Below are 25,801 nucleotides of genomic sequence, written 5' to 3'. Positions count from 1 at the left end.
CTAGAATGTTGTTATCCTTCTATTTTTTTCCTTTAACTTGGTCTGTGGCAACATCTTCGCCAAACCACTTTTTAGAAATCTTTTGGAATTCTCCTTTTTTATAAAGGGTTCTAAATCCTTGATTGATTTTTTTGATCAGTGTCTTATCTGCTTTACGAGCACCTACAGCAAAGCTTTCACCTTCATAACCAGCAGGCATAACATTATACTGATCCAGAACCCCTGATTTTTCTAAGTAGTAATTAGCATACACACGGTCAATCAATAGACCGTCAATACGTCCACTATCAAGGTCAATCAAGGCTTGAGTAAAGGTCGAATATTGGACTGCTTTTTGGTTGGCAACGATATCCCTCAAAATCTTCGGAGAAGCATTGAAAGCATCATAACCAGAAGACCCCGCTTGGGCACCTAAGGTCTTGCCTGACATTCCAGCAACAGAATCAATTCCTGAAGACTTTTTGGTTACCAGTACTTGTTCATTGACCATATAAGGTTCCGTGAAGTCTGCAGACTTCTTACGCTCATCCGTGACCGAGTAACCATTCCAAATGAGGTCAATTGTCCCATTCTTCAGTTCTGTTTCTTTCATATCCCAGTCAATAGCCTGCCATTCGACATCGATACCATACAATTTAAAGACTGCAGTTGCAAGATCAATATCAAAACCAACATAGCTACCATCCTTTTCCTCATATCCCATAGGAACAAAGGTTGCATCAAAACCAATTTTGATTTTCTTTTCTTTGGTATAGATTTGCCACTGATCTTTCTGAGTTGCAAAATGTGAGCGCGAGCTGCAAGCTGATAGCGCAAACAAAGGCAAAATGACAAGACAGGATAGCAAAACTGTTTTCACTATTTTTTTCATAGAAAATCCTCACTATTTTGGATTGATAGTGACAATCTCATCGGCGATGTGCTGTGCAAACTGTATATCGTGAGTGATAACGATTTGCGTAATCCCAGTCTCACGATTCTGCACAATCAATTTCTCCACTTCTTGACGCAACTCAGGGTCAAGAGCGGAAGTTGGTTCATCATAGCCGACGATTTTCGGATCAATCATCATAGCACGCGCAAATGCAACACGTTGTTTTTGTCCCCCAGAAAGAGAGTAAGGATAAGCATTTCCGTGAGCTCCAAGGCCTAAACGGTCAAGTAGAGCTTGAGCTTTTTTCTGAGCATCTTCCTTAGACATTCCCATCGTTTTAATTGGCGAAAGCGTTAGATTGTCTAAGACTGTCAAATGTGGAAACAGTTGGAAATCTTGGAAGACAAAACCGAGCAAATTACGACTTTCCATCTGATCCAAAGGAATCTCTTCATTTTCATAAATAATTTGTCCTGAATCAATGGTTTCAAGTCCTGCTAGCATACGCAAGAGAGTCGTTTTACCACCACCAGATGGTCCAACGATAGCTAGGATTTTCCCCTCTTCGACAGTTAGGTTATAGTTATCAAAAATTTTGTGTTGACCAAATTGCTTGGAAATATTTTTTAATTCTAACATAAGGTCTCCTATTTATAATAGTTGAATTTCTTTTCGATGTGTTTTGAAGCCACAGTCACCACACCCACAAGGACAAGATAAATAGCTCCTGCCACAAACATCGGTGCTAAGGTCGCATCACGGTTCGCAGCGGTACGACTTTCCAAAAGAAGGTCTCCAACCCCAAGCACATAAACCAATGATGAATCCTTAACCAAGTTAATAATCTCGTTAAAGATACTTGGCAAGACAATCTTGACCACCTGAGGAAGGATAATGTAGCGGATGGTTTGGAAAGGACTAAGTTTAAGCATTTTAGCTGCTTCGTATTGTCCTTTCGGAATAGCCAAAATTCCTCCACGGAAAATCTCTGCGAAATAAGCAGCATAATTAAGCGTAAAAGCAAGAATAGCAGCCGGAAGGCGGTCAAAGACAATCCCTACACTCGGAAGAACATAATAAACGAAGATTAATTGCAAAAGGAGCGGTGTTCCACGCATAATCCAAACGTAAAGGGTTAGTAACCAATTTAAAGGTTTGAATTTAATCTGCATTAAGAAAGCAAGTACAATCCCTAATGGAATCGACAGTACGATAACAATGAAAAATACTTGAAGTGTGACTACCGCACCGTTCAAAAGGGCTGGTAATACTTCCAAAACGTATGACATATAAACTCCTATAATTATTTAGTATTGTTGAATATTATACCAAATTTTTTAAAAAAATGATATAAGATTTTGAAAATAGTAAAAAGGAGTGCGACTAGACCCACTTTTTAAATGAGTTCATAGTCACACTCCTAAGAGACTTAAATAATCGTTCCTAAGAAACAAACCATACTTAAGTCTAGTGTCCCTAAAGCTTATTTTAGATTTTCTTAACAAATTCAGATTTAAGTTTCATAGCACCAAAACCATCAATCTTACAATCAATGTTGTGGTCACCTTCAACCAAACGAATATTTTTTACACGTGTGCCTTGTTTAATATCTTTTGGAGCACCTTTAACTTTCAAATCTTTAATAACTGTAACAGTATCACCGTCAGCAAGACGTGTTCCATTGCTATCAAGAACCACAAGTCCTTCTTCTTCTGCAACTTCGTTTGGATCCCACTCATAGGCACATTCAGGACATACAAGCAAGATTCCATCTTCATAAACATACTCTGAGTTACATTTTGGACAATTTGGCAATGACATAATTCTCTCCTAAGATTGTGATATAGATACTATTCTACTTTAGATTTCCTAATTAAGCAAGGGTGAAAAACAAACAACATCCCTTACACTGTAAGAGATGTTGGTATTTTTATTCAACAGTAACTGATTTAGCCAAGTTACGTGGTTTATCAACGTCGAGTCCACGATGGAGTGTTGCAAAATAAGCAATCAATTGTGTCGGTACAACCATTGAAATTGGTGACAAGTAAGGGTGAACGTTATTAAGAACGATGTCATCACCTTCTTTAGCAACATTTTCCTCAGCAATAGTCAACACTTTAGCACCACGTGCTGCCACCTCTTGAATATTACCACGAGTGTGGCTAGCAAGAACAGCGTCAGACAGGAGGGAAATAACAGGTGTACCATCTTCGATAAGAGCGATTGTACCATGTTTCAACTCACCTGCTGCGAAACCTTCACATTGGATATATGAGATTTCTTTCAATTTAAGACTTGCTTCCATAGCAACATAGTAATCTTGACCACGACCGATATAGAAAGCGTTACGTGTTTCTGAAAGAAGAGCTGCTACCTTCTCATCAATCGCTTCTTTTTCAGAGAGTGTTGATTCGATAGATTGTGCTACAAGTGACAATTCATGTACCAAGTCGAATGCTTCAGCTTTTTCATTACCATTAGCTTCACCGACTGCTTTAGCCAAGAATGCAAGGGCTGCAATCTGAGCTGTGTAAGCTTTAGTAGAAGCTACGGCAATTTCTGGTCCAGCATGAAGAAGCATCGTGTGGTCAGCTTCGCGAGAAAGAGTAGATCCCGGAACGTTTGTCACTGTCAAACTTGGAATACCCAACTCGTTAGCTTTAACAAGAACCTGACGACTATCTGCTGTTTCACCTGATTGACTAATAAAGACAAAGAGAGGTTTCTTGCTAAGGAGTGGCATACCATAACCCCACTCAGAAGAAATACCAAGCTCAACTGGAGTATCTGTCAACTCTTCAAGCATCTTCTTAGAGGCAAAACCGGCATGATAAGAAGTTCCTGCTGCGAGGATATAGATGCGGTCAGCTTCTTGAACAGCCTTGATAATATCAGCATCTACAGTCACTTGTCCCTTGTCATCTGTGTAGGCTTGGATAAGCTTACGCATCACTGTTGGTTGCTCATCGATTTCTTTGAGCATGTAGTAAGGGTATGTTCCTTTACCGATATCAGAAAGGTCAAGCTCAGCAGTATAGCTATCACGTGCTTTCACATTGCCATCATAATCTTGAACTTCGACACTATCAGCTTTCACGATAACCAACTCTTGATCGTGAATTTCCATGTATTGGTTTGTTTCACGAATCATAGCCATAGCATCAGAGCAGATCATGTTATAACCATCACCAAGACCAATTAAAAGTGGTGATTTGTTTTTAGCGACATAAATTGTTGATGCATCTTCAGAATCCATGAGTGCAAAAGCATATGACCCACGGATAATGTGAAGAGCCTTCTTGAAAGCTTCAATAGTTGACAAACCTTCTTCTTCAACAAATTTACCAATCAAGTGAATAGCAATTTCAGTATCGGTTTGACCTTTGAAATGATGACCAGAAAGGTATTCTTCCTTAATTTCAAGATAGTTTTCAATAACACCGTTGTGAACCAAAACAAAGCGTTCTGTTTCTGAACGATGTGGGTGAGCATTGTCTTCCGTTGGTTTCCCATGAGTCGCCCAACGAGTATGTCCGATACCTGCAGTACCTTCTACTCCTGCAGTTTTAGCATTAAGTTCCGCAATACGGCCAACAGCTTTAACCAATTGACTAGATGCTTTACCAGCTACAAAGATACCGGCTGAATCGTAACCACGGTACTCTAGCTTTTCAAGTCCTTGAATCAAGATATCAGTTGCATTTGTGTTACCTACAACACCAACAATTCCACACATATTTTTAATAATAACCTCAGATCAAAGAGGTCATGTCTCCTTTATTTAAAATTGGTATAGTCAATAAGCTCTTTAAAAAGCTTAACGAGGACAGTATATTCCATATATTTAACATTGTCAAGCATAAAATTGGTATAGTCCCAAAAAGACTTTTTAATCGCTTCTTATCCTAAGGAATAATCCTTAAAGTATGCTATAATAAGGCTATGCGAATTCAACAATTACATTATATTATCAAAATCGTCGAAACCGGCTCAATGAATGAAGCCGCAAAACAACTTTTCATTACACAACCAAGTCTTTCAAACGCTGTCCGCGATTTAGAAAGAGAAATGGGAATTGACATTTTTATCCGTAACCCTAAAGGAATCACCTTAACCAAGGATGGAGTTGAATTTCTCTCTTATGCCCGTCAGGTAGTGGAACAAACGAATCTCTTGGAAGAACGCTACAAGAGTCACACAGAAACACGTGAATTGTTTAGTGTCTCTTCTCAACACTACGCGTTTGTCGTCAATGCCTTCGTCTCACTTCTCAAGAGAGCTGATATGACGCGTTACGAGCTCTTCTTACGTGAAACTCGTACCTACGAGATTATCGAAGACGTTAAGAACTTCCGTTCAGAAATCGGTGTTCTCTTCCTTAATGGCTATAACCGAGATGTCTTGACTAAAATGTTTGACGATAACCGACTTACCTATACTAGTCTCTTTAAAGCTAGACCTCATATCTTTGTCAGCAAGTCAAATCCTTTGGCCAAGCATAAAGTGGTCTCATTGGAAGATTTAGAGGACTTCCCATACCTTAGTTACGATCAGGGGATTCATAATTCCTTCTATTATTCTGAAGAGATTCTCTCACAAATCCCCCATAAAAAGTCGATTGTGGTTTCAGACCGTGCAACACTTTTTAACCTATTAATTGGTTTGGATGGATACACAATTGCCACTGGTATCTTAAATAGTAATTTAAATGGTGACAATATCGTCTCTATTCCACTAGATATTGATGATGAAATTGATATTGTTTACTTGAAACATGAAAAGGCTACTCTTTCTAAAATGGGAGAAAAATTCTTAGATAATCTTGTTAAAGAGGTCACTTTTGATAACTAATATAAGAGCTACTTAGTCCCCATCACATAAGGTTGGAATTTTTTATCGTTCAAAAAAGAGCCCTTTTGTACTGACCCCAAAAAGTTAGACAAATAATTTAAGTAAAGGATTTAGTTCTGTATTGCACAGGATTGAGTCCTTTTAGTTTTACATTAATGCGTTTGTTGTTGTAGTAATCAATATAGCCTACAGTAGCTTGTTTCAAATGCTCAATTAACTTAAACATCTTCTCATAACCATAAAACATCTCAGACTTCAGAATGCAAAAGAAGGATTCCATCATACCATTGTCTGGACTATTTCCCTTACGTGACATAGACGGTTGGATCCGTTTATCCTCTAAAAATCGATGATAATACTGATGTTGATATTGCCATCCCTAGTCACTATGGATAAAGATTATAAGCAATAATTTCACTATTGAAACCATCTAAAACGAGTGATAAATAAAGTTTTTGGCTTCTTGCTGGAATGTCAAATCTGTATAGCGCTTTTCCATTGTTTTAGATGCTTCGAACTGGCGTTGAATGAGATTCTCTACTTTCTTACCAACCTCTCCTTGATATGAATAATACTTACGTTTACAACGAATTCGAGCACTTAAACCAAGAGCCTTCATCAGACATTGCACTCAGTAAAAATAACTTGAATCTCAGCTTTAAGCTCTTTATCTTTGTCAAGCCAACCCAGTCTCTTCACCTGATAGTAGTAAGTTGAGCGAGCTAAACCGTCCGTTTCAAGAAGTAAATCTAGTCGAAATCCTCTTGTGACTATTTCTCTAATTATCTCTGACTTTCTCGCTGTAAGGCTTCGTCCCTCCTTCTAGCTCTTTTAACTTTTTTAGGTAAGCCACCTCGGTACGTAAGCGTTCATTCTCCTCTTGAAGTTGCTCTAGCTCTGTCATCTCTTCAGATTTCTTCTTTGGCTTACGTCCCATTTTAGGCGGTCTCCCTCTTGTTTTCTCAATTCATATATTTAAACTTTATCTTCATAAGTTAATTTCATAATAAAAACACCCCAAGTTAGATTTTTTCTGTCTAACCTTTGGGGTGCAGTTCATTTCGGCTCTTTTTATTTATAATTTTTATAGCTTGCCCAAACCTCATCTATAGATAAGGTCTCAGCATCTGTGTATGATCCTCTATAAGCATTCCAAACAAGACCGCTACTTGAACCTGTTTTCTGAGTAACCGGAGCTTGATCGTAGATAGTAAGACCATAGTATGCAATAATACTATTTAACTTAGATGCATACAGACTATCTGTAGCATAGGTTCCTGTGAGTGCCTGAGTAGCATCCGCATAGCTACTTGTATTTGATTTCCAAGTACCTGAATAAGTAGATGACGTCATCAAAGCAGCATAATCTGCTAGGGAATCACTCAGACTTCCATATGAACGAAAGGGCTCGTCAATCTCGTAAGTATTTCCTGCACCTCCATCTTCCCAAGTACGCATTGTAACAGAGTTTCCATTATAAGAACCCTTAATACCAAAGAAGTTGTAATAAGGAGCTTGACTCAAACCTGACTGACCTGAATTTGATTCTAGAATTGCTTGAGCAATTAAAACAGAAGCATAGATATTGTAGTCTTGACCAATCTGTCTCGCAGTCTCACCGATACTATCAATAAAAGCTGTCGTAGTTTGATTATAGGCAGCTTCAGCTTTAGCATTGACACTATTATCATTCTTTCTGTCTGTTGTAAAAGCCAACACAAAAAAGAGTGAACAGATAAAAGCCCCTACGATAAAAACAAAATACTTCTTTAAATGACGATACATACAGCCCTCCCTTCATAAAAAAACGATTATAATATTTTAATACTATTCTATCAAAAAAACTGATACCCTGCAACCTTCTTACCTAGTTGTTGCTGAGAAATAAGGCAGAAGTCACCTTTACATCATATTTATAATAAGCTATAATATAGTCAAGTTTTAAGGAGGTAACTTAATGAAAATAAAAGAATCCTTACCTGGAATAAGTATTTCAATACTTATATCGCTCATAGCTTGGTATCTTGGAAAATTATTTCCTATTATTGGTGGACCGGTCATTGGACTTTTTATTGGACTCTTATTAGCTAGCCTACCTATAAATCAAAAAAAATTTTTAGTAGGGATGCAATTTACATCAAAAAAAGTATTACAATACGCAGTTGTTCTTCTTGGATTTGGATTAAATCTTTCTCAAGTCTTCAACGTTGGTTTAACATCTCTGCCCATTATTTTAGCTACCATTACTACGGCACTGATTACTGCTTATTTCATCCATAAGCTATTTAAATTAGATAGTGAAATCGCAACTTTAGTAGGAGTTGGATCATCTATCTGCGGTGGTTCTGCTATTGCAGCCACTGCACCTGTTATCAAGGCCAAAGATGAGTCCATTGCAACTGCAATCTCTGTTATTTTCTTTTTCAACATTTTGGCAGCTCTACTTTTTCCCCACTTAGGCTCTTGGTTAGGCCTCAGTAATCAGGGATTTGCTATATTTGCTGGGACAGCTGTTAATGATACATCCTCTGTAACTGCTACTGCTAGTTCATGGGATAGCTTACATGGAACATCCATCCTAGAGCAGGCAACGATTGTCAAATTAACAAGGACACTTGCTATCATTCCTATCACTCTAGGACTCTCTATTTGGCAGTCAAAAAAAGATAATACACAGGAGAGTTTTTCTCTGACCAAAGCAATTCCAAACTTCATCCTTTGGTTCCTGTTGGCTTCACTCGTTACAACCATAACGATGTCTATGGGTGTCCCATCCGCTATCTTCAATCCTTTAAAAGACCTTTCAAAATTCATGATTATCATGGCCATGACAGCTATCGGTTACCAAACAAATCTCAAAAAACTAATTACTAGGGGGGGAGCTGCTCTATTAGTGGGAGGAATTTGTTGGCTATTAATTAGTGTCGTTTCACTCCTCATGCAAAAGCTATTAGGACTTTGGTAAAATAAAACTCACAAACTTGTTTAGTTTGTGAGTTTTATTTTATTGTGGCTCTATAATTTCTATAGTGGGTAAAACCACTGTAGAGTTATAGAGCTTTTTGAGTGTACACAAAAAGTCCCATAAGAACTATAATGAAAAGCGACAAAACCATCATTAGGAAGAACTCATGAGACCTATTAAGAATCCCACAGAATTAATCGGAATCAAAGACCAAAATATCAAGATTTTACTTATTTTTGAAACTGACACTCATATCGAGATTCAAGCAAAACTTGAAGCGACTAACAAGTTGATCAAAGACATCAAACGATTAGGATTCGGTTTTAGAAACTTTATTAACTTTAAGAAACGTGTCTTTATCACTCTAAACATACATAAAAAGAGGACCTATCCGGTCCTCTCTAGATGTTAGCTTTTCGTCACCCACTACAGTTGACAAACATACTAAGATTAGTAGTGAAGAAATATCCGACGGGAGGAGGTCCGTTACTATGCTCAAGAATTGCTTCATCTTTCTGAATGCAGACAAGTTGTCTTAAACGACATGGTAGCTCTAGCTCAGCCTTTACCAGAGTATGACATCTTACGGTCAATTCCTGGCATCGCAGAAACCACAGCGACATCTATCATTGGCAAATTGGGAGATATTCGTCGCCTTCAGTCTACCAATCAAATCAACGCTTTTATTGGCATTGACCTGAGACACTATGAATCTGGGAACTTTCTCGCCAAGGAACACATCACTAAACGAGGGAATCCCTATGCCAGAAAAATCTTGTTCAAGTGCATTCACAACATCGCTTCAGCTAGTCATACCAATCCCTGCCATATCGCTGACTTTTATGAGAAACGAAAAAGACAATCGACAATAGCTTCAACTAAGCCACATACGATTGCCTCTATACATCGTCTCATTCGAACAATGTATTACCTCATTACGCATAACAAACTTTATGATTACTCTTTGGCCTAAAATCGATAAGGCTGTCTATGCCGTATTATTGTAACACCTTGTTTCAAAAAATACCAGATAAGGTGTTTTTTTAGCATGACCATTTGTGAATCAAAAAGGCTTAAAAATAAGACAGTAACTTCGGAATAGCTACTGTCTTATCCCTTTTTTTACTTAAAGCCTTGATAGACTTGACAAATGGTAGAAAAGAGCCTATTTAAAACATAAACTAAATTTCTTGACATATCAAAAGCCGTTAACAATCTAACGGCAATTTTTTATATCTGAGATAACGTATTCAAGACGTCTATAAAGACCAAGCAATAAGTCATAACTTCGATTTTCGTTCTCTTTCAAAACAGTGTAGACTGTTGTACCGTAACTAAATTCAAAGAAGTCATCTAATTCCTTAAGCCAGTCATCAATAACCCCTAAATTTTGATCGATAATAGCAAATAAACTTGGTTGATACCAGATTGTACCTTCGATATAAAGGTTTTTATCAGATAATTTAGATAGAGATACTTTTAAATCAGCAAGCTCACGTTTAGCAAGATTGGGATCAATCTTGAGATCAAAAAGCAAGCGTGCATCACGATTAAGAATATTGAGTTCTGCTTGAAGCAGTTGAATATAGTGTATCGCTACTAAATACTGGTTCATAGGTCTCTCCTGATTATCTGAAAATCATAATATCATTGTACCACTAAAAGGTGAAAAAAAGTAGTAATTATTTAATAATTTTACATGATTTTCTTAGAAATACTTTTTACATTGAAAGTCTTATTTTAAAATAATTACACTAGTTATTTTTCTAATATCTTAAGAAATAAATGGCTTTTTTAAAAAATAAAAATCACTCAAAATGAGTGATTTAATAACCTTAGTGACTGACCATTTCTTGTGCAATTTCAAAGCCGCTAAGTTTTCCAGGATAGTAAGTTGGCCAGTTGTCCATTTCTTTTAGAATTTCTTCTTGACTACTATTACCAAAGAAAATATGAAAATGTGCTGCGCTTGTTGGATCTATTTGATGATCAGAAAATTGGACATACTGGTAAGGATTATCTGCTGCTTGACTGTCAGTTGCTGTGAAGAGATAACGGACACCTTTTTTACCAGAAGCATAAGTCAAAATCTTATAACCATCATAACGATAAGTGTGTGTCACGCTACTTCCATCATTCTTTGTGAAAGTCATAGTCATCTTTTTACCATCAATAGCAATTTTAGAAACATCTGTTTGATAGCCCTTAGTGTAGTACTCTTTGTATTCTTGTGCGGTTTTATCCTTATTCAGTAGAGATTTGTATTCAAATACTTGATCTAAAGTACCATCTTGGAGGTAAGGATAGACCGATTGCCACTTACCAGACCAATCAGAAAGTTCTCTATCTTTAACATCTTTGTCATCAAAGTAACCATTTTGTACTGTTTTCTTGTCATCAATTCCTGTTTCAGGTTGGATAGCTTTACCTTCAACATCTGTTGTTAAACGAAGATTCTTTAGGTTCTCAGTCATAACACTGACATAATCTTCACCTTTTTTCAACTGTTCCTTAGTTAGTGATTCAATTGGATTTAAAACTGCTGTCTTAACTCCTACTTCATTAGCTAAGGTTTTGGCAACGCTACTTGAAGCATTTTCCTCAAAGTAGATATAGTTAATGTCATATTCTTTGACATACTTAGAAAGGCTAGCAATACGTTTTGCAGATGGATCAGATTCAGCTGAAACACCTGAAATTGGCACTTGGGTCAAACCGTAATCTAAAGCAAGGTAGGCAAAGGCTGCGTGCTGTGTAACAAAACTCTTCTGTTTTGTATGACTCAATGCTTCCGTATACTCCTTATCCAAAGCTTGTAATTTTTTTAGATATTTTTCTGCGTTGGTCGTAAATACCGCTTTTTTATCTGGATGTTGAGCAATCAAACCATCTCTAATAGTTTTCACTAATTTTTGAGAACGTTTTGGTGAGAGCCAAACATGGGGATCGTACTCATGGTGATGTTCTTCACCACCGTGATCATGATCTTCTTCCTCTGTACCAGGCAAAAGAACCATTCCTTTACTTGCCTCGATAACCTTAGTATTTTTGGTATTAATGGTTTTCTCAATCTTGGGAACCCATGTTTCCATATTCTCATTTAAGTAGACAAAAGTGTCCGCTTTCTCAATATCAGCAACATTCTTAGTAGAAGGCTGAAAATCATGGGCCTCACTACCTGCAGGGATAAGATAAGACACCTCTCCCTCATCTCCAACAACCTGCTTGGTGAATTCATAAACAGGGTAGAAGCTCGTTACAACCTTCAAATCACCATTCCCCTTTGAATCGTGTTGACTAGTCGTATAATAAATACCTGCACTAGCAGCTAGAACAACAGCTGCCAATCCTGCTATGCCAAAAATGCGTTTCTTTTTCATGATATTCCTTTCAAAATACTTAACCGGTTAATAGTTTACTGGTTAAGTATATCACATTAATTTTATTTTGCAAGTCCCTAAATAAAAAAATGAAATATTTCAAAGAGAAAGAATAATTTGATATACTGGAAGTATCATTTTGAAAGTAGGTTATACATGGTTCGAAAACTAACTCTATATCTTTTTCTATTTTTGTCAGCCATCGGCCTGACCTATGATACACAATCATATACTTCTGGAGCTTTGTCTGGCTCTGCTTATGGAATTATCGGGCTATCAACTCTCATTGCTCTCTGCTACATCATTCCAGCAATATTTCTGATTCGGTTCTTAGGCAAGAAATGGCAGGTGAAACCACTTGTTCTCGTATTTGCTCTAATTGGCGGACTCTTTATTACAGGTTGGTTGGCAGGTTATGCTAATACTTTTTCCCATGAATGGGTGACTGCCCATCTTTCTTCAAAGAATTTCTTCTACCGCTTTGAGGATGCTATAATGGCCCCACTGGTTGAGGAGCCTCTCAAACTAGCAGCATTTATCTTTGCTGTCTATATGGTTCCTACAAAAAGTTACAAAGGACTCTTACTCGTTGCTATTACAGCAGGTCTTGGTTTTCAGATTAGTGAGGATTTTTCATATATCCTTTCAGATTTGCCTGATGGTTTTTCTTATACGATTTCGGGAATTCTTGGTCGCAGTATTGGGGCAATATCGTCCCACTGGCTTTACACATCCTTCCTTGCTATGGGGCTTGTCTTGATATGGCGTTCACATCAAAAACTCATTCATCAAAAATATCGTCTTATTGGTATATTCTATGCCTGTGGTGCCTTTGCCTCACACTTTGCTTGGAACTCACCTCTTCGAACTTTAGAGAGTGATTTACCATGGGCGTCAGGACTTCTCATTTCACTCAATCTTTTCTTCTTTATTTCGCTTTATCAGCTCCTCTCGAAACTAGATAAAGAAAACAAATAATGTTCAGACTACGAAAAAAGCCTTTTTGTACTGATCCCAAAAAGTTAGACAATTAATTTATCCGAAGGATTTAGTTCTGTATTGCACAGGACTGAGTCCTTTTAGTTTTACCCCAATTCGTTTGTTGTTGTAATAATCAAAATAGTCTACAATAGCTTGTTTCAAATGCTCAATTAACTTAAACATCTTCTCATAACCATAAAACATCTCAGACTTCAGAATGCAAAAGAAAGATTCCATCATGCCGTTGTATGGACTGTTCCCTTTACGTGACATGGAAGGCTGAATCCCCCTTACCCACTATAAAAAGCGATGAGAATACGGTATTGATATAACTACCCCCGTTAGCTACTTGGAATATCAAACTCTGTCGCATCTGTGTAGCACTTTCCCATTGGTTTTGATGCTTCAAACTGGCGTTGAATGAGATTCTCTGCTTTCTTGCCAACCTCTCCTTGATATGAATAATACTTACGTTTACGACGAATTCTAGCGGTTAAAACAGCTACTTTCATAAGACGTTGCACCTTTTTATGGTTCACTATAAAACTACAATTTCGCAATTCAAGAGTCATTCGACGATAGCCGTAATTTCCTTTATGCTCACAATAAATTGACTGAATTTCAGCTTTAAGCTCTTTATCTTTATCAAGCCCACCCAGTCTCTTCTCCTGATAGTAGTAAGTTGATTGCGGTAAACGAGCTGTTTCCAGAAGTAAGTCTAGTCGAAATCCTCCTACAACCATTTCTCTATTTCTTCCTTTCTCGCTGTAAGGCTTCGTCCCTGTCTTCTAGCTCTTTTAACTTTTTAGGTACTCTTCCTCTTCTTTTCTCAACAATAGTATACCCATTTTTCTTGTATTGTACTATCCAATTGTTAAGCAATCTTTGATTTGAGAGCCCATAGTCCAGACAAACACTTTGTTGAGCACAACCTTCAAGTAGAACTTTATCAAACATTTCTCGTTTGAATTTAGGAGAATGGTAACGAATCTTTCCCTTTTTGACGATGTGTATTCCATAACGGTCAATTAATTTCACCATGTAATTAGACCAGAGATGTTCACCAAATTGATTTGAAAGTCGTTTAAAGCTTTTTCCTTGCTTTCTCAGTTCATATATTTGAACTTTATCTTCATAAGTCAATTTCATAATAAAAACACCCCAAAAGTTAGATTTTTTCTGTCTAACTTTTAGGGTGCAGTTCAAAATTGGAAAGGCTTTTTTTGATAACTTTAATCACTCATAGAAAAACGATTAGTCATCAAATTACTTGCATCATCTAAAACTTTTGCCAATAGTTTATCTGTTTCTAACTGTATCTGGTCACTAATCTTTTGATTTTCAGTTTCAAAATCAATACTTTCATCATTTTCCAAAGCAGTATCTACACGATTAATCATGGCATGTCCAAGTGCCATAGTTGTTTCGACATAGTCATCCAAATCTGCTTCATGCTGTTGGAAATGCGGATCACAGATTGCAGCAATCAAACGGTTGCTCCAGTAAAAATTACCTGTATCAACCTTATCTGTTGTTTGACGGAAATAAGCAGGTGTCGTTCCGACTTGAGTCCAGAATGGCACCATTGTACCAAATGGCATTGATCCATAGGCTAACCATTGGATACCTGTCGTTTCTGAGGGTTTGTTAGGACGCATTTGCAAGAGAGCCGTTTGACTAGTACGGTTGATACCGATTGGACGGAATTGGCGTTGACTCATAGCGTCTCCTTGAGGTCCATAAGGATCATAAGGCGTATCTTGGTAATGAAGACTCAAAACGTATTTAACATCTTCAACTGTAATTTTACGGTAAGGTTTTTGGCACCATGGAATGAAGAATGATTTTGGATCATAGTCCTTTTCTGGGTTCAAAAATTTCTGCATAGCCCAAGCGCGTGGTGTATTATAATGACGATCCTTATCTCGTTGGCTACCAAAAGCATAACGTGGATTAAAGTGTTCGTTAGAATAGGTTAAATCCAAATGATGCTTATTGATAAAGTTCCGGATATCTGGTGAGGCTAAATAGTCGTCTGGATTTTCAAACTCATAGTGATCGATGCCAAGTTGGTTTGGGTTAGTGACATAGGCATCGTCTGGAACACGTCTGGCAATCCAATGGTGACCACCTATGGTCTCTAGCCACCAAATTTCTTCAGTATCTGCAAAAGCAATACCATTTGACTCATATGTGCCATAAGTTTCAAGGAGTTCACCCAAGCGAAGGACACCTTCACGAGCAGTTTTGATATAAGGCAAGACCAAAGTTAGCATATCCTCTTCTCCAAAACCATCTTTTACAAGAGGGTCTGCACCGAGAACACGCGCATTAGTGGTGATTGTTTCTGTTGCACTCATGGCAACATTAGCTGAGTTAATACCAGCCTCTCCCCAGATACCGTCTTTACCAAGTGCATCTGGTACAGAGGTATAACGTAAAGGATTATCTGGCAAATCAATTGAAAACTTGCTAAGCACAGACTGATAATGACGTGGTTGGTCTTCAGGGGTCACTACTAGGAACTCTTTGGGCGTAAAAACGCCTGATTGAGAATCTTCAGTACGTGCAATCATGGTAGAGCCATCATATGAGGCTTTCTTACCTACTAAAATCGTTGTACAAGCCATAAAAGCTTCCTTTCTACTTACAAATCGTCTGCTATCTTATTTATTTTTCTGAGACGATGGTTGACACCACTCTTGGTTAGAGGAGGTTCTATACTATCTGCGATTTGCTGGATAGAGTAATCTGGATTAGCAATACGGAGTTGGGCAATTTGACGCAGTTCAACTGGTAAAACCTCCAAGCCAACCGTATCCATAATCTTGATAATGTTATTTATTGTTTTCATGCTAGCGCTAATTGTCCTAGCAATATTAGCTGTCTCAGCATTATTAGCACGATTGAGGTCATTTCTGGTCTCCCTCATAATTTTGACCTCTTCAAAAATCTCCTTAGAAGTCATGGCACCAATAACGATGAGAAAATCCATAATATCCTCAGCTTTTTGAAGATAGGTTACAAAACCATTTTTATGGCTTAAAACCTTGGCATCAAGCATAAATTTTTTCATGAGAGAGGCTAGATCTTCTGCGTGGTCCTGATAGACAGAGAAGATTTCCAATTGATAACGGCCTTTTTCAGGATCGCGTATCGTTCCAGTTGCCAAAAAAGCCCCCCGTAAATAGGACCTTCCAGCCTCGTCATCTTCCATTATTGACGTTTCAATGCCTGTTTCAAAGCCAAAGAAAGAATCTGCTAATTGTAAATCAGACAAAATGCCATTGACATTCTCAGCAACAAAGACAGTGTAAACACGATTTTTCTTGAGATTAGTCTTGTTATAATGTCTCAATGCAGGATTGCAATGGTAGCGATTTTCTATCAGCTGGTAGATATGACGAGCAATTTTTGCATTCTCTGTCGAAATAGAGAGAGTCAGTCCTTGATTCGTTAAACCAACGGAACCAGACATCTTAATCAATGCTGACAATTCCGCTATATCTTTACTCGAGGCTGCAATTATCTCTTCTTTAACCTTAATCGTGAAACTCATGACTTCTTCCTCACTAGATGCATAAGCTCTTCCACTACCAAATCGCCATGGTGGAAGGCACCTCCGTTCTCAAGTCGCAGAAAATTAGAAGAAACAATTGTTTTTGCTTCACGACGTAAGCCCTCAAAATCATGCTCAACCTGAACAAGGTATTCATCAAATTTATTACTAGCCATGTATTCCTGAGGAACCTTTTTGATGTTAACCAAAACATTATCAATAACATCAGAGCCAAGATGACGATTGAGAACGGCCACATGGTCAGCATCTGAAAATTGCTCCGTTTCTCCATACTGAGTCATAATATTACAAATGTAAGTGACATCAGCCTTGGTCTCTAAAAGTGCTTGACGAATCTCTGGTATAACCAGATTTGGCAAAATCGATGTATAAAGAGAGCCAGGGCCTAGTACAATCATATCACTATTCATAATGGCATCAACAACCTTACGACTTGCCTTCGGCACCTCTTCATTGTAGGTGTTGGTCACATAGACACGCTCAATCATGCCGTCGTATTGAGAAATGCTACTCTCGCCTGCCACCTCATGTCCATCTTGAAAAACGGCATGAAGGGTTAGAGCAGTCTCGCTGGCAGGATAAATCTTACCTGTAACATGGAAAAACTTCGTTAAAAGCTGCATAGCATTATAGGTAGACCCTTGCATTTCTGATATTCCAGCGATAACCAGGTTTCCAAGTGGGTGACCAGCTAAAGCTCCATCAGTTTGATCAAAACGGTATTGGAAAACGCGTTCATAAAGTTTAGGCATATCACTCATAGCAACCAAAACATTACGCAAATCCCCTGGAGGAGTTAGTTTCATAATATCACGCAAATCTCCTGAAGAACCGCCATCATCAGCCACAGTTACAACAGCAGTGATATCCACATCTTTATGACGCAAACTACGAAGAATAACTGGAATACCAGTTCCCCCACCTATTACTGTAATTCTTGGTTTTTTCATGAACGATTCACCGTTTCCTTACGTCTATCCTTATCACGATGTGTTTCATTTACCGTCCAATCATTTTTCAAATCTTGAGCTAGACGATGCGCAAAGGCTACACTACGGTGTTGACCACCTGTACATCCAACAGCAATGGTAAGAACAGATTTACCTTCTTTTTGATAGCCTGGAAGAATTGGTTTAATGAGGTGACTTAAATTCTTGTAAAAATCCTCTGATTCCTTATGAGTCATAACAAAATCATAAACTTCTCTGTCCAAGCCAGTGAGGTTACGAAGAGTAGGATCATAATATGGATTTGGCAAGAAACGGACATCAAATACCAAATCTGCATCCAATGGCAATCCATATTTAAATCCAAAACTCAAAACTTCAATACGGAAAGAAGATTGGTCTTGCTCAGATGAAAATTGTTCAGAAATTGCCTTACGAAGCTGACGTGGAGTTAGTTCAGTTGTATCCACCACGTTTTGACTCAAACTCTTAAGTGGTGACAAAAGTTCACGCTCTAGCTTAATTCCATCCAAAACACGTCCATCTGCCGCTAGTGGATGACTACGACGTGTCTCTTTATAACGTGAAACTAATTCACCATCCGTAGCATCTAAGAAAAGAATTTTGAAATTGAGTTCCTCATTGCTTTCCAACTGATCTAGAATATCGTTAATTTCGTCAAAGAAAACACGACTACGCATGTCGACAACAAGAGCAATCTTATCTGTCTCTTCACTGTGTTTCAACAGCTCAATAACCTTTGGCACCAGTGAAGGTGGAATATTATCAATGGTAAAATAACCAATGTCCTCAAATGATTGAATTGCTACAGTCTTACCTGCACCACTCATCCCTGTAACAACCACTAAATTAATTATCTTTGTCTTCATGAGTCTCCCTTTCTAGTCTCATTTCTTTCAAAACACGAATATCATCTGATATCTTCTCAACTTGTTGACTAACTGCCATTAGCATTTCTGTCTGCAATTTTTGAATAGTAAGCAAATCTGATTGGTCTTGTTGTACCAAGTGATCAATCTTTTCATGTAAAAGTCGGATTTCTTCCTTTGATTGTTTATTGACGTGATAGTCATTTCGTGCTTGCAATCGATCATAATCCGATGCTCGATTCTGACTCATCATAATCAGAGGTGCCTGAACTGCAGCCAGTGTAGATAAGGCGAGATTCAACAGAATAAATGGGTACTTGTCAAAGGCAATACCAAAGGGTTGGACGACATTCAGCCCCATCCAAATCCCCATAAAAGCAATGAATGACAAGATAAAAGTCCAAGATCCACCAAATCTGGCCACTTCATCAGCCACCTTTTGGCCAAAAGTAATTCGACTATCCAATTGTTCCTGGACATCCTGGTCTTCGTATAGCAAACTCTTGGTCACATCATGAACTGTTTCACGCACATGCTCATTTTTCTCATTAGCATTGGAGATAACCTCATCGAGAAAAACTAACCTATAGTCCAAAAGACTGATATTACTTATAAAATCATGTCCTTTTAAATCAGGGTAGTCTTTTCTTAGAAGGACCTGTAAACGACTATTCAGTCGTTCGAAATAAGAACCATCTGTCTCGTCGAACCACTCTTTAGAGATATAATCTTGAACTCTTTTTACCTGCATAGTTTCGCCTTCTTTCTAGGCTTTATTATACCACATTGAAGACTCAAACGTTCAATCTATAAAGTAAAAGAATCCAAGACTAATCTCGGGCTCCTCCTATATTGGGACAATATTTAAAATCTTCTTATTGGTAGTTTAAGGTCCAGTAGTAAGTAGCATCACCAGCGACAACGCAAGCAACTGCTGCTTGGGTAACATCTGGACTCATGAGACGCTCACAAATACCACTGAACCATCAGATTCACGACGATAACAATACCATCACTGTTATATCTGTGTGAAATATCTTTGGCATGTAGAAGAGTTGTGCTATTGTAAAGATCATCAGACCATGTAAGCTCTGGCAAACCTGCTGCTTTACGTTATGCATTGATTTCGTTAAATACAGCCATCGCTGAATCAAGCTCAACATAGTCAGAATTTTCAGTTGGTTCTACATGATAAATAAATTTAACATATCTAAATTAAACATCACTATATTTTTTTGTCGTCAACATAGCTCTTGAGATTAGTTATAATAAATAGTCACGTGCCCAAGCAATGCCCTTAAAAGCGTTGAAGTTGTCAATATCTTCATTTCCCAAGTTACATTACAACCTCAGCCAGCATTGTCTATGAATTTTGGAGCAAAATTATTAATGACATAGCCTCTGAATTCATCAACATTTTGGAATGGAAGATCTTCACCAGCTTCACCTATTCCAACTACATTTTCAAAATATAATTTAACGCTTGATGCATTGTTATCATACATGTACTCGTCATTCTCTACAGAATTATGGAATTCTGGATTAAGCTCTGGATTATCACTTGCAGTGCTATTGTTATCGACAAATCTTGGATCTGAATACATAGGATAATCTGTCGGTGGCAATGTTAGTTTTGGTCACTTATCATAGTCAATATTGGTCTCAGGTGCATATGCTGGTATTTCAAGATCAGGGACTTCGTAACTTGTTTCCGAACTTGAATCGGCTGTTGAAGCTGTTTCTGAGGTTATTGGAGCTTCAGAATCTGTGCTTTAATCTTTAAAAGTACCCTCTTACCATTTGAATAATAGTAATAATCGACATCATCTTTCAAATAATAGTGAATATCATTTTCATAACGGTAGTGAGGAGCGTTTCTCAAAATCTCATAACCAATCATTAGTGTATTGTTAGAACCACCATTATTGTTATTATAGTCGCCACCACGAACCCAACAACCGTTATAGCTCACATAGTAGCTACTATCACTTAAGATGTAGTACAAATAACCGTTGCTAAATCGGTAAGCATCTGATTCGTTGTAATTGTTATAACCATCATGTCCTTAGTTATATTCAGAATAATAGTTGTTATACCATGAGTTATAAGTATATCCATTACCATAATAAGTATCAGCTTCAGCATGGTCTTTACCGACTACCATTGGTGCTAGTATGGCTGCTCCTAATACAACACACGAAATTAAACGTAAACTTTTTCTCATTGTTTTCATCACCATTTTAAAAACAAACACACCTCTTTTAAAGCGACCTCTTACACTGCGTTTTACAACTTAATTGTGAGAAATAAAGTTTCTATTGTCAAACTATTTTAATAATAGAAGTTTCTAATATATAACCAATATAATGTCAAAAATATTTTTACTTCCGATACCACTTAATCAATTTTTGGACAAGAAAAAAGTCCATTATTTTCATAAGGACTTTTAGAAAGATATTAACGATTATCAATATTTTCCGGGTAAAGATCGTGATTAAAGAGACGTTGCTCTGCCATCTTTTCATACTTAGTTTCTGGACGACCGTAATTATAATAAGGGTCAATCGAAATACCACCACGAGGGGTAAATTTACCCCAAACTTCTAGGTAACGAGGATTCAAAAGCTCTACCAAATCTTTACCAATGGTATTAATACAGTTTTCGTGGAAATCACCGTGATTACGGTAACTAAAGAGGTAAAGCTTTAGAGATTTAGACTCAACGCAGAGCTGATCTGGAATATAAGAAATATAGATGCTTGCAAAATCAGGTTGCCCAGTAATAGGACAAAGTGACGTAAATTCTGGACAGTTGAATTTGATAAAGTAATCATTATCAGTGTGACGATTATCAAAAGACTCCAAGACTTGTGGAGAGTATTCAAAAATATAAGGTGTCTCCTTATTACCAAGGAGAGTGAGGTTCTTCATTTCTTCTTGTTGTGACATTTTTCTTCCTTTATTGTTAATTTTTCTAGACCTTAATATGGTCAATTTTTAATCTAAATTTCTAATGTTAATCATTAAAAAAGTAAAAATACTATCAATTCTAAGCTTATAGAATGTAAAGATTATACTCCGCGCTCATTATCATAGAGTAGGGTATGAAGCTGAGGGAGAACACGTACATTGCCCCATGAGTCATCGGCAGCTACTGTCTCCCACAGTTCTTTAAGGCGATTTAATTGATGTTGGACAATATTACCCTCTGCTTTAGGTTCAGGATTGCCAGCCGAAAGAAACATGACATCTGGCTGATAACGTTCCTGAATCATTTTAGCAAAGGCTAAATCTGCATCATCGAAAACAGGAACCTTGAAGGTAACTTTATCAGGATCCAGCTGGGAAACAATAAAGTCAAGGGTTTCCATATTGACTTCCATCTTGGATGATGGCGGTTTAGGACTTAAGGTTACTTGATCAATCTCCCTTAGCCACTCCTGCCAACGAGACCCTTGTGTTTCAACAGCTAAGGTCACGTCTCTTGCCTTGAGTTTTGAAACAAGCTCAGCCATATTAGCCGCTAAAAGAGCTGGATTCCCTCCAGATAAGGTTACATAGTCATAAGTCCCAAGAGCATCTAAAGCTTCAATAACCTCATCAGCTGTCATTCGTGTTGGTTTTTCTGAACCGTCCCAAGTGAAGGCAGAATCACACCAATCACAGTGATAATCACATCCTGCAGTTCTTACAAACATGGTCTTTTGCCCAATAGCTCGACCTTCACCTTGAAAGGTCGGCCCAAAAATTTCAAGGACTGGTAGTTTAAGTACTCGTTCTCTAGTCATCTAACCACTCCCGTCTAAACTCCGCAAAAGCTGTCGGTGTCTCATATAGCCGTACATACTCCAAACGAAGCCCACGCTCCTCCGGAAGATATTCACTAGTCGTCTGAAAAATCCAGAAAACCATATTTTCTGCAGTCGTGTTCATATAAGGCAAAGTCTCATTGAGATAACGGTGATCCAGATGAGGTTCCAAATGATCCTTGTAAATGCTCTTAAGGTCACCAAAATCATAGGTCATGCCACGCTCATCCAAGTAACCACTCACTGCTATTTGAAGATGGTAGGTATGACCATGAAGCGATTTGCATTTGCCTTCATAATGAAAGAGATGGTGGGCAGCATCAAAAGTAAACTCTTTAGAAACCATTGTACGGTGAAGATTATAAACCAAAGACTCACCTGTTTCAGTCTTGATTTCTTTCGGTGCAAAAAACATTAAGCATCTCCTCTTTCTGAAAGATATTTTTCAAGTCCTTTTTGGCGCAAATGGCAGGCAGGGCAATCACCACATCCTGTCCCTATAATACCGTTATAGCAAGTCAGCGTTTTTTCACGAACGTAGTCAAAAGCTCCAAGTTGATCAGCCAAAGCCCAAGTCTCAGCCTTATCTAACCACATAAGAGGAGTCTGAATAACAAAATCATAGGCCATAGCAAGGTTGAGTGTGACATTAAGTGATTTGACAAAAACATCACGACAGTCTGGATAACCAGAAAAGTCTGTCTCACAAACACCCGTAATAATGTCAGTAATACCACGTTGCTTGGCTAGAACAGCTGCAAAAGAAAGGAAAAGATGATTACGCCCGTCCACAAAAGTATTAGGAACTTCACCTTCTTCTGCCTCAATCTCAATATCAGATGTTAAGGCATTTTCAGTGATTTGACCAAGCAAAGACATATCCAAAACATGATGCTTTAGCCCTTGTTCTTGCGCAATCTCTTTAGCTACTTCAATTTCCAAGCTATGACGTTGCCCGTAAGCAAAGGTAACTAGTTCAACAGTTTCATAATGTTTTAAAGCCCAAAATAGGCAAGTAGTAGAATCTTGACCGCCACTAAAGACGACCAAAGCTGATTGACGTTTCATAATATTCCTCTTTATTCGTGATGTCTGAGACACATAAAAAGGCCCCTTGGGGGAGCCAAAAAAACGCCAGTAATGGTTTTTTTTAGCGATGGTGTCTCCCAAACATCGAAAATGATTTATCCTTAATAGGATATCATAGTTGAGAAAAAAAGAAAAGAGCCAAAACTCTCTTCATTAATCAATCTCAGCAATAACTTCGATTTCGATTTTAACATCTTTTGGCAAGCGTGCTACTTCCACCGCAGAACGTGCAGGAAAGTCAGATGTAAATGCAGTCGCATAAATCTCGTTAAATGGAACAAAATCATTGATGTCGCTAAGGAAACAAGTTGTTTTCACAACATGGTCAAAGTCTGTTCCAGCTTCTGCCAAAATAGCGCCAACATTTTTAAGGACTTGTTCTGTTTGTTCTTGAATCGTTTCACCAATGATTTCACCTGTTTCTGGTGACAATGGTACTTGGCCAGATGCAAACAAAAGATTTCCTACGATTTTACCTTGAACATAAGGTCCAATTGCAGCTGGTGCTTTATCAGTATGAATAGTTTTTGCCATGATAATTCTCCTTCGACTAGTATGTTGTTATTATAGCAAAATATTCTGAAAATTGAAACAGGTATTTTCAAAAAGAAAAGAATTAGCTCCAAACTAATCCTTCTCTTATTATTTCATATACTTTTTGACATAGTCATAGTAGTCTGGATTTTCCTTTTTATTGAGTGCAAAGAGCATTTGCCCTTTCAGAGCCTCCTTGTCATCATTAGGTTGTAAAAAGAGAGCTGTTTCTTTTGATTTTGTGGGGAAAAATACAGTATAACTCGTTTCTTTTCCCTGGTCTTTTACTTTAAGAGAATAATAGGTATAGTTATCTTTAGCCTTAGGACCATCTACTGTATAGTTATAATCATGCTCACCAATCGTTACTTTATCTTTCTTAAAAATGATTTTATAATCTTTTTTAAGAGCGTCCTGAGCTTTCCACTCTCCTTGTAAAGAAGGAGCAGACTTGCTACAAGCTACCATTGAAACCATACAAAGTAAGGCCAAAAGACCAAGTAACCATCTTTTCATACTTTTGCACTCCTAAAGAATTTTACTTATGGTTTGATACGGTGCAACATACGTGGGAATGGAATAGCTTCACGGATATGTTTCGTACCAGCTACAAAGGTAACCATACGTTCAATACCGATACCAAAACCACCATGAGGCACTGAACCATATTTACGAAGGTCAAGGTAGAATTCGTATTCTGAACGGTCCATTCCGAGTTCATCCATTTTACCTACAAGAGCATCGTAGTCATCTTCACGCATTGAACCACCGATGATTTCACCATAACCTTCTGGTGCCAAAAGGTCTGCACAAAGAACGCGCTCAGGATTACCAGGAACTGGTTTCATGTAGAAGGCCTTGAAGCTTGCTGGATAATTAACAACGAATGTTGGAACACCAAAATAGTTAGAAATCCAAGTTTCGTGTGGTGAACCGAAGTCATCCCCATGTTCGAGGTGCTCATAATCTGTATCTTCATCATTTTCATGTGCTTGAAGAAGATCAATTGCTTCATCATAAGATACACGCTTGAATGGCTCAGCAATGTATTTCTTAAGAAGATCTACGTCACGTTCAAGAATTTCAAGAGCTTGTGGTGCACGATCAATAACACCTTGAATAAGCGCTTTAACATATGCTTCTTGCAAGTCAAGAGACTCATCATGTGACAAGAACGAATACTCGGCATCCATCATCCAGAACTCAGTCAAGTGACGACGTGTTTTTGATTTTTCGGCACGGAAAACAGGACCAAAGTCAAAGACACGACCAAGAGCCATAGCACCAGCCTCAAGGTAAAGCTGACCAGATTGGCTTAGGTAAGCAGGTGTACCAAAGTAATCCGTTTCAAATAATTCTGTTGAATCTTCAGCTGCATTTCCCGACAAAATTGGACTATCAAATTTGATGAAACCATTTTTATCAAAGAATTCGTAAGTTGCGTAAATAATCGCATTACGAATTTGTTGAACAGCCATTTGTTTACGTGAACGCAACCAAAGGTGACGATTATCCATCAAGAAGTCAGTTCCGTGTTCTTTTGGTGTGATTGGGTAATCATGTGATTCACCGATGACTTCTACTGCTGTCACATCCAACTCGTAACCAAATTTTGAACGTTCGTCTTCTTTGACCACACCAGTCACATAAACTGATGTTTCTTGGCTAAGGCGTTTAACAGTATCAAATTTTTCAGTACCTTCTTCTTCACCGTATTTTTCGATGAAGTTAGGTTTGAAAGCTACCGCTTGGAAAAAGGCAGTTCCATCACGCAATTGAAGAAAGGCCAATTTCCCTTTACCTGATTTGTTAGCTACCCATGCACCGATAGTGATTTCTTCGCCCACGTGTTTAGGCACATCAATAATTGAAACTAATTGTTTAGACATGTAATTACT

Annotated in this window: 25 protein-coding genes and 4 pseudogenes; 5 read left to right on the top strand and 24 right to left on the bottom strand. The window is 37.9% G+C overall.

Annotated elements, in window-relative coordinates:
* Window positions 1-19: 19 nt before the first annotated feature.
* From EL076_RS04325 to glmS, 5 genes are all read right to left on the bottom strand, one after another.
* Window positions 20-871 carry an amino acid ABC transporter substrate-binding protein gene (locus tag EL076_RS04325; RefSeq protein ID WP_126429380.1) on the bottom strand — a complete coding sequence of 284 codons (852 nt, stop codon included), beginning with the start codon at window positions 869-871 and terminating at the stop codon, window positions 20-22.
* A 12-nt stretch (window positions 872-883) separates the two neighbouring features.
* On the bottom strand, window positions 884-1,513 hold the full coding sequence (locus EL076_RS04320; RefSeq protein WP_003092990.1) for an amino acid ABC transporter ATP-binding protein: 630 nt from the start codon (window positions 1,511-1,513) through the stop codon (window positions 884-886).
* 8 nt (window positions 1,514-1,521) lie between these two features.
* Window positions 1,522-2,163 (bottom strand): amino acid ABC transporter permease, encoded by a 642-nt coding sequence (locus EL076_RS04315; RefSeq protein WP_126429378.1) that lies wholly within the window; start codon window positions 2,161-2,163, stop codon window positions 1,522-1,524.
* 199 nt (window positions 2,164-2,362) lie between these two features.
* A complete protein-coding gene (locus EL076_RS04310; protein WP_002891088.1) occupies window positions 2,363-2,695 on the bottom strand; it encodes a zinc ribbon domain-containing protein YjdM in 333 nt (110 codons plus the stop codon).
* Between the two features lie 109 nt (window positions 2,696-2,804).
* Window positions 2,805-4,613 carry a glutamine--fructose-6-phosphate transaminase (isomerizing) gene (gene glmS, locus EL076_RS04305; RefSeq protein WP_126429376.1) on the bottom strand — a complete coding sequence of 603 codons (1,809 nt, stop codon included), beginning with the start codon at window positions 4,611-4,613 and terminating at the stop codon, window positions 2,805-2,807.
* Between the two features lie 206 nt (window positions 4,614-4,819).
* Here glmS and EL076_RS04300 point away from each other — a divergent pair, with 206 nt between their 5' ends.
* A complete protein-coding gene (locus EL076_RS04300; protein WP_003092595.1) occupies window positions 4,820-5,728 on the top strand; it encodes a LysR family transcriptional regulator in 909 nt (302 codons plus the stop codon).
* A gap of 97 nt (window positions 5,729-5,825) precedes the next feature.
* Here the strand turns inward: EL076_RS04300 and EL076_RS04295 are convergent.
* Window positions 5,826-6,695, bottom strand: a pseudogene (locus EL076_RS04295) (IS3 family transposase); the annotation flags it as partial.
* A gap of 104 nt (window positions 6,696-6,799) precedes the next feature.
* On the bottom strand, window positions 6,800-7,513 hold the full coding sequence (locus EL076_RS04290; RefSeq protein ID WP_126429374.1) for a glucosaminidase domain-containing protein: 714 nt from the start codon (window positions 7,511-7,513) through the stop codon (window positions 6,800-6,802).
* Between the two features lie 172 nt (window positions 7,514-7,685).
* Between EL076_RS04290 and EL076_RS04285 the strand changes: the two genes are divergently transcribed.
* The 3 genes and pseudogenes from EL076_RS04285 to EL076_RS04275 form a co-directional block, all read left to right on the top strand.
* Window positions 7,686-8,693 carry a YeiH family protein gene (locus tag EL076_RS04285; protein WP_003092677.1) on the top strand — a complete coding sequence of 336 codons (1,008 nt, stop codon included), beginning with the start codon at window positions 7,686-7,688 and terminating at the stop codon, window positions 8,691-8,693.
* A gap of 265 nt (window positions 8,694-8,958) precedes the next feature.
* Window positions 8,959-9,105: pseudogene (locus tag EL076_RS10075) on the top strand (transposase); the annotation flags it as partial.
* A 63-nt stretch (window positions 9,106-9,168) separates the two neighbouring features.
* Window positions 9,169-9,666: pseudogene (locus EL076_RS04275) on the top strand (transposase); the annotation flags it as partial.
* A 243-nt stretch (window positions 9,667-9,909) separates the two neighbouring features.
* Here EL076_RS04275 and EL076_RS04270 read toward each other — a convergent pair.
* Entirely contained in the window at window positions 9,910-10,308 is a 399-nt protein-coding gene (locus EL076_RS04270; protein ID WP_126429372.1) for a hypothetical protein, read from the bottom strand.
* A gap of 220 nt (window positions 10,309-10,528) precedes the next feature.
* Complete coding sequence (locus tag EL076_RS04265) at window positions 10,529-12,073, bottom strand: zinc ABC transporter substrate-binding protein AdcA (protein ID WP_126429370.1); 1,545 nt, start codon at window positions 12,071-12,073, stop codon at window positions 10,529-10,531.
* 156 nt (window positions 12,074-12,229) lie between these two features.
* Here EL076_RS04265 and EL076_RS04260 point away from each other — a divergent pair, with 156 nt between their 5' ends.
* Window positions 12,230-13,051, top strand: coding sequence for a PrsW family glutamic-type intramembrane protease (locus tag EL076_RS04260; RefSeq protein WP_048788001.1), 822 nt, complete (start codon window positions 12,230-12,232; stop codon window positions 13,049-13,051).
* 57 nt (window positions 13,052-13,108) lie between these two features.
* Here EL076_RS04260 and EL076_RS04255 read toward each other — a convergent pair.
* From EL076_RS04255 to asnS, 15 genes and pseudogenes are all read right to left on the bottom strand, one after another.
* A pseudogene (locus EL076_RS04255) lies at window positions 13,109-14,203 on the bottom strand (IS3 family transposase).
* 83 nt (window positions 14,204-14,286) lie between these two features.
* Entirely contained in the window at window positions 14,287-15,684 is a 1,398-nt protein-coding gene (locus EL076_RS04250) for a C69 family dipeptidase (protein WP_048788198.1), read from the bottom strand.
* 17 nt (window positions 15,685-15,701) lie between these two features.
* Window positions 15,702-16,613 (bottom strand): DNA-binding protein WhiA, encoded by a 912-nt coding sequence (gene whiA, locus EL076_RS04245; RefSeq protein ID WP_126429368.1) that lies wholly within the window; start codon window positions 16,611-16,613, stop codon window positions 15,702-15,704.
* A complete protein-coding gene (locus EL076_RS04240) occupies window positions 16,610-17,584 on the bottom strand; it encodes a YvcK family protein (protein WP_048788199.1) in 975 nt (324 codons plus the stop codon). The genes whiA and EL076_RS04240 overlap by 4 nt, the downstream gene beginning before the upstream one ends.
* The gene (gene rapZ, locus EL076_RS04235; RefSeq protein WP_003093833.1) at window positions 17,581-18,471 is read right to left on the bottom strand and encodes an RNase adapter RapZ; all 891 of its coding nucleotides are present in this window, start codon (window positions 18,469-18,471) and stop codon (window positions 17,581-17,583) included. The genes EL076_RS04240 and rapZ overlap by 4 nt, the downstream gene beginning before the upstream one ends.
* On the bottom strand, window positions 18,452-19,222 hold the full coding sequence (locus tag EL076_RS04230; protein ID WP_003093760.1) for a DUF1003 domain-containing protein: 771 nt from the start codon (window positions 19,220-19,222) through the stop codon (window positions 18,452-18,454). Before EL076_RS04230 ends, rapZ begins: the two co-directional genes overlap by 20 nt.
* 598 nt (window positions 19,223-19,820) lie before the next feature.
* A complete protein-coding gene (locus tag EL076_RS04220; RefSeq protein ID WP_082311365.1) occupies window positions 19,821-20,075 on the bottom strand; it encodes a hypothetical protein in 255 nt (84 codons plus the stop codon).
* A 143-nt stretch (window positions 20,076-20,218) separates the two neighbouring features.
* Window positions 20,219-20,476, bottom strand: coding sequence for a hypothetical protein (locus tag EL076_RS04215; RefSeq protein ID WP_126429366.1), 258 nt, complete (start codon window positions 20,474-20,476; stop codon window positions 20,219-20,221).
* A 452-nt stretch (window positions 20,477-20,928) separates the two neighbouring features.
* The gene (queF, locus tag EL076_RS04210) at window positions 20,929-21,420 is read right to left on the bottom strand and encodes a preQ(1) synthase (RefSeq protein WP_003097375.1); all 492 of its coding nucleotides are present in this window, start codon (window positions 21,418-21,420) and stop codon (window positions 20,929-20,931) included.
* Window positions 21,421-21,542: 122 nt separating this feature from the next.
* Entirely contained in the window at window positions 21,543-22,259 is a 717-nt protein-coding gene (gene queE, locus EL076_RS04205) for a 7-carboxy-7-deazaguanine synthase QueE (protein WP_126429364.1), read from the bottom strand.
* Window positions 22,252-22,695, bottom strand: coding sequence for a 6-carboxytetrahydropterin synthase QueD (gene queD / locus EL076_RS04200; protein ID WP_126429362.1), 444 nt, complete (start codon window positions 22,693-22,695; stop codon window positions 22,252-22,254). The genes queE and queD overlap by 8 nt, the downstream gene beginning before the upstream one ends.
* Window positions 22,695-23,348 carry a 7-cyano-7-deazaguanine synthase QueC gene (gene queC, locus EL076_RS04195; protein ID WP_126429360.1) on the bottom strand — a complete coding sequence of 218 codons (654 nt, stop codon included), beginning with the start codon at window positions 23,346-23,348 and terminating at the stop codon, window positions 22,695-22,697. Before queC ends, queD begins: the two co-directional genes overlap by 1 nt.
* A gap of 174 nt (window positions 23,349-23,522) precedes the next feature.
* Window positions 23,523-23,903 carry a RidA family protein gene (locus EL076_RS04190; protein WP_003093219.1) on the bottom strand — a complete coding sequence of 127 codons (381 nt, stop codon included), beginning with the start codon at window positions 23,901-23,903 and terminating at the stop codon, window positions 23,523-23,525.
* A 108-nt stretch (window positions 23,904-24,011) separates the two neighbouring features.
* The gene (locus EL076_RS04185; protein ID WP_003093846.1) at window positions 24,012-24,419 is read right to left on the bottom strand and encodes a hypothetical protein; all 408 of its coding nucleotides are present in this window, start codon (window positions 24,417-24,419) and stop codon (window positions 24,012-24,014) included.
* A gap of 26 nt (window positions 24,420-24,445) precedes the next feature.
* Window positions 24,446-25,792: an asparagine--tRNA ligase gene (gene asnS / locus EL076_RS04180; RefSeq protein ID WP_003094004.1), complete on the bottom strand. Its 1,347-nt coding sequence runs from the start codon at window positions 25,790-25,792 to the stop codon at window positions 24,446-24,448.
* Window positions 25,793-25,801: the final 9 nt, after the last annotated feature.

This window comes from Streptococcus vestibularis (assembly GCF_900636445.1).
Lineage (GTDB): Bacteria > Bacillota > Bacilli > Lactobacillales > Streptococcaceae > Streptococcus > Streptococcus vestibularis.
Note: the sequence above shows the minus strand (reverse complement) of the source record. Positions and strands in the feature narration are given on the sequence as shown.

What these genes read in the sequence shown, in the direction of transcription:
- EL076_RS04325 (WP_126429380.1), bottom strand. Translation starts at nt 871, where the DNA reads ATGAAAAAAATAGTGAAAACAGTTTTGCTATCCTGTCTTGTCATTTTG.
- EL076_RS04320 (WP_003092990.1), bottom strand. Translation starts at nt 1,513, where the DNA reads ATGTTAGAATTAAAAAATATTTCCAAGCAATTTGGTCAACACAAAATT.
- EL076_RS04315 (WP_126429378.1), bottom strand. Translation starts at nt 2,163, where the DNA reads ATGTCATACGTTTTGGAAGTATTACCAGCCCTTTTGAACGGTGCGGTA.
- EL076_RS04310 (WP_002891088.1), bottom strand. Translation starts at nt 2,695, where the DNA reads ATGTCATTGCCAAATTGTCCAAAATGTAACTCAGAGTATGTTTATGAA.
- glmS (WP_126429376.1), bottom strand. Translation starts at nt 4,613, where the DNA reads ATGTGTGGAATTGTTGGTGTTGTAGGTAACACAAATGCAACTGATATC.
- EL076_RS04300 (WP_003092595.1), top strand. Translation starts at nt 4,820, where the DNA reads ATGCGAATTCAACAATTACATTATATTATCAAAATCGTCGAAACCGGC.
- EL076_RS04290 (WP_126429374.1), bottom strand. Translation starts at nt 7,513, where the DNA reads ATGTATCGTCATTTAAAGAAGTATTTTGTTTTTATCGTAGGGGCTTTT.
- EL076_RS04285 (WP_003092677.1), top strand. Translation starts at nt 7,686, where the DNA reads ATGAAAATAAAAGAATCCTTACCTGGAATAAGTATTTCAATACTTATA.
- EL076_RS04270 (WP_126429372.1), bottom strand. Translation starts at nt 10,308, where the DNA reads ATGAACCAGTATTTAGTAGCGATACACTATATTCAACTGCTTCAAGCA.
- EL076_RS04265 (WP_126429370.1), bottom strand. Translation starts at nt 12,073, where the DNA reads ATGAAAAAGAAACGCATTTTTGGCATAGCAGGATTGGCAGCTGTTGTT.
- EL076_RS04260 (WP_048788001.1), top strand. Translation starts at nt 12,230, where the DNA reads ATGGTTCGAAAACTAACTCTATATCTTTTTCTATTTTTGTCAGCCATC.
- EL076_RS04250 (WP_048788198.1), bottom strand. Translation starts at nt 15,684, where the DNA reads ATGGCTTGTACAACGATTTTAGTAGGTAAGAAAGCCTCATATGATGGC.
- whiA (WP_126429368.1), bottom strand. Translation starts at nt 16,613, where the DNA reads ATGAGTTTCACGATTAAGGTTAAAGAAGAGATAATTGCAGCCTCGAGT.
- EL076_RS04240 (WP_048788199.1), bottom strand. Translation starts at nt 17,584, where the DNA reads ATGAAAAAACCAAGAATTACAGTAATAGGTGGGGGAACTGGTATTCCA.
- rapZ (WP_003093833.1), bottom strand. Translation starts at nt 18,471, where the DNA reads ATGAAGACAAAGATAATTAATTTAGTGGTTGTTACAGGGATGAGTGGT.
- EL076_RS04230 (WP_003093760.1), bottom strand. Translation starts at nt 19,222, where the DNA reads ATGCAGGTAAAAAGAGTTCAAGATTATATCTCTAAAGAGTGGTTCGAC.
- EL076_RS04220 (WP_082311365.1), bottom strand. Translation starts at nt 20,075, where the DNA reads ATGTATTCAGATCCAAGATTTGTCGATAACAATAGCACTGCAAGTGAT.
- queF (WP_003097375.1), bottom strand. Translation starts at nt 21,420, where the DNA reads ATGTCACAACAAGAAGAAATGAAGAACCTCACTCTCCTTGGTAATAAG.
- queE (WP_126429364.1), bottom strand. Translation starts at nt 22,259, where the DNA reads ATGACTAGAGAACGAGTACTTAAACTACCAGTCCTTGAAATTTTTGGG.
- queD (WP_126429362.1), bottom strand. Translation starts at nt 22,695, where the DNA reads ATGTTTTTTGCACCGAAAGAAATCAAGACTGAAACAGGTGAGTCTTTG.
- queC (WP_126429360.1), bottom strand. Translation starts at nt 23,348, where the DNA reads ATGAAACGTCAATCAGCTTTGGTCGTCTTTAGTGGCGGTCAAGATTCT.
- EL076_RS04190 (WP_003093219.1), bottom strand. Translation starts at nt 23,903, where the DNA reads ATGGCAAAAACTATTCATACTGATAAAGCACCAGCTGCAATTGGACCT.
- EL076_RS04185 (WP_003093846.1), bottom strand. Translation starts at nt 24,419, where the DNA reads ATGAAAAGATGGTTACTTGGTCTTTTGGCCTTACTTTGTATGGTTTCA.
- asnS (WP_003094004.1), bottom strand. Translation starts at nt 25,792, where the DNA reads ATGTCTAAACAATTAGTTTCAATTATTGATGTGCCTAAACACGTGGGC.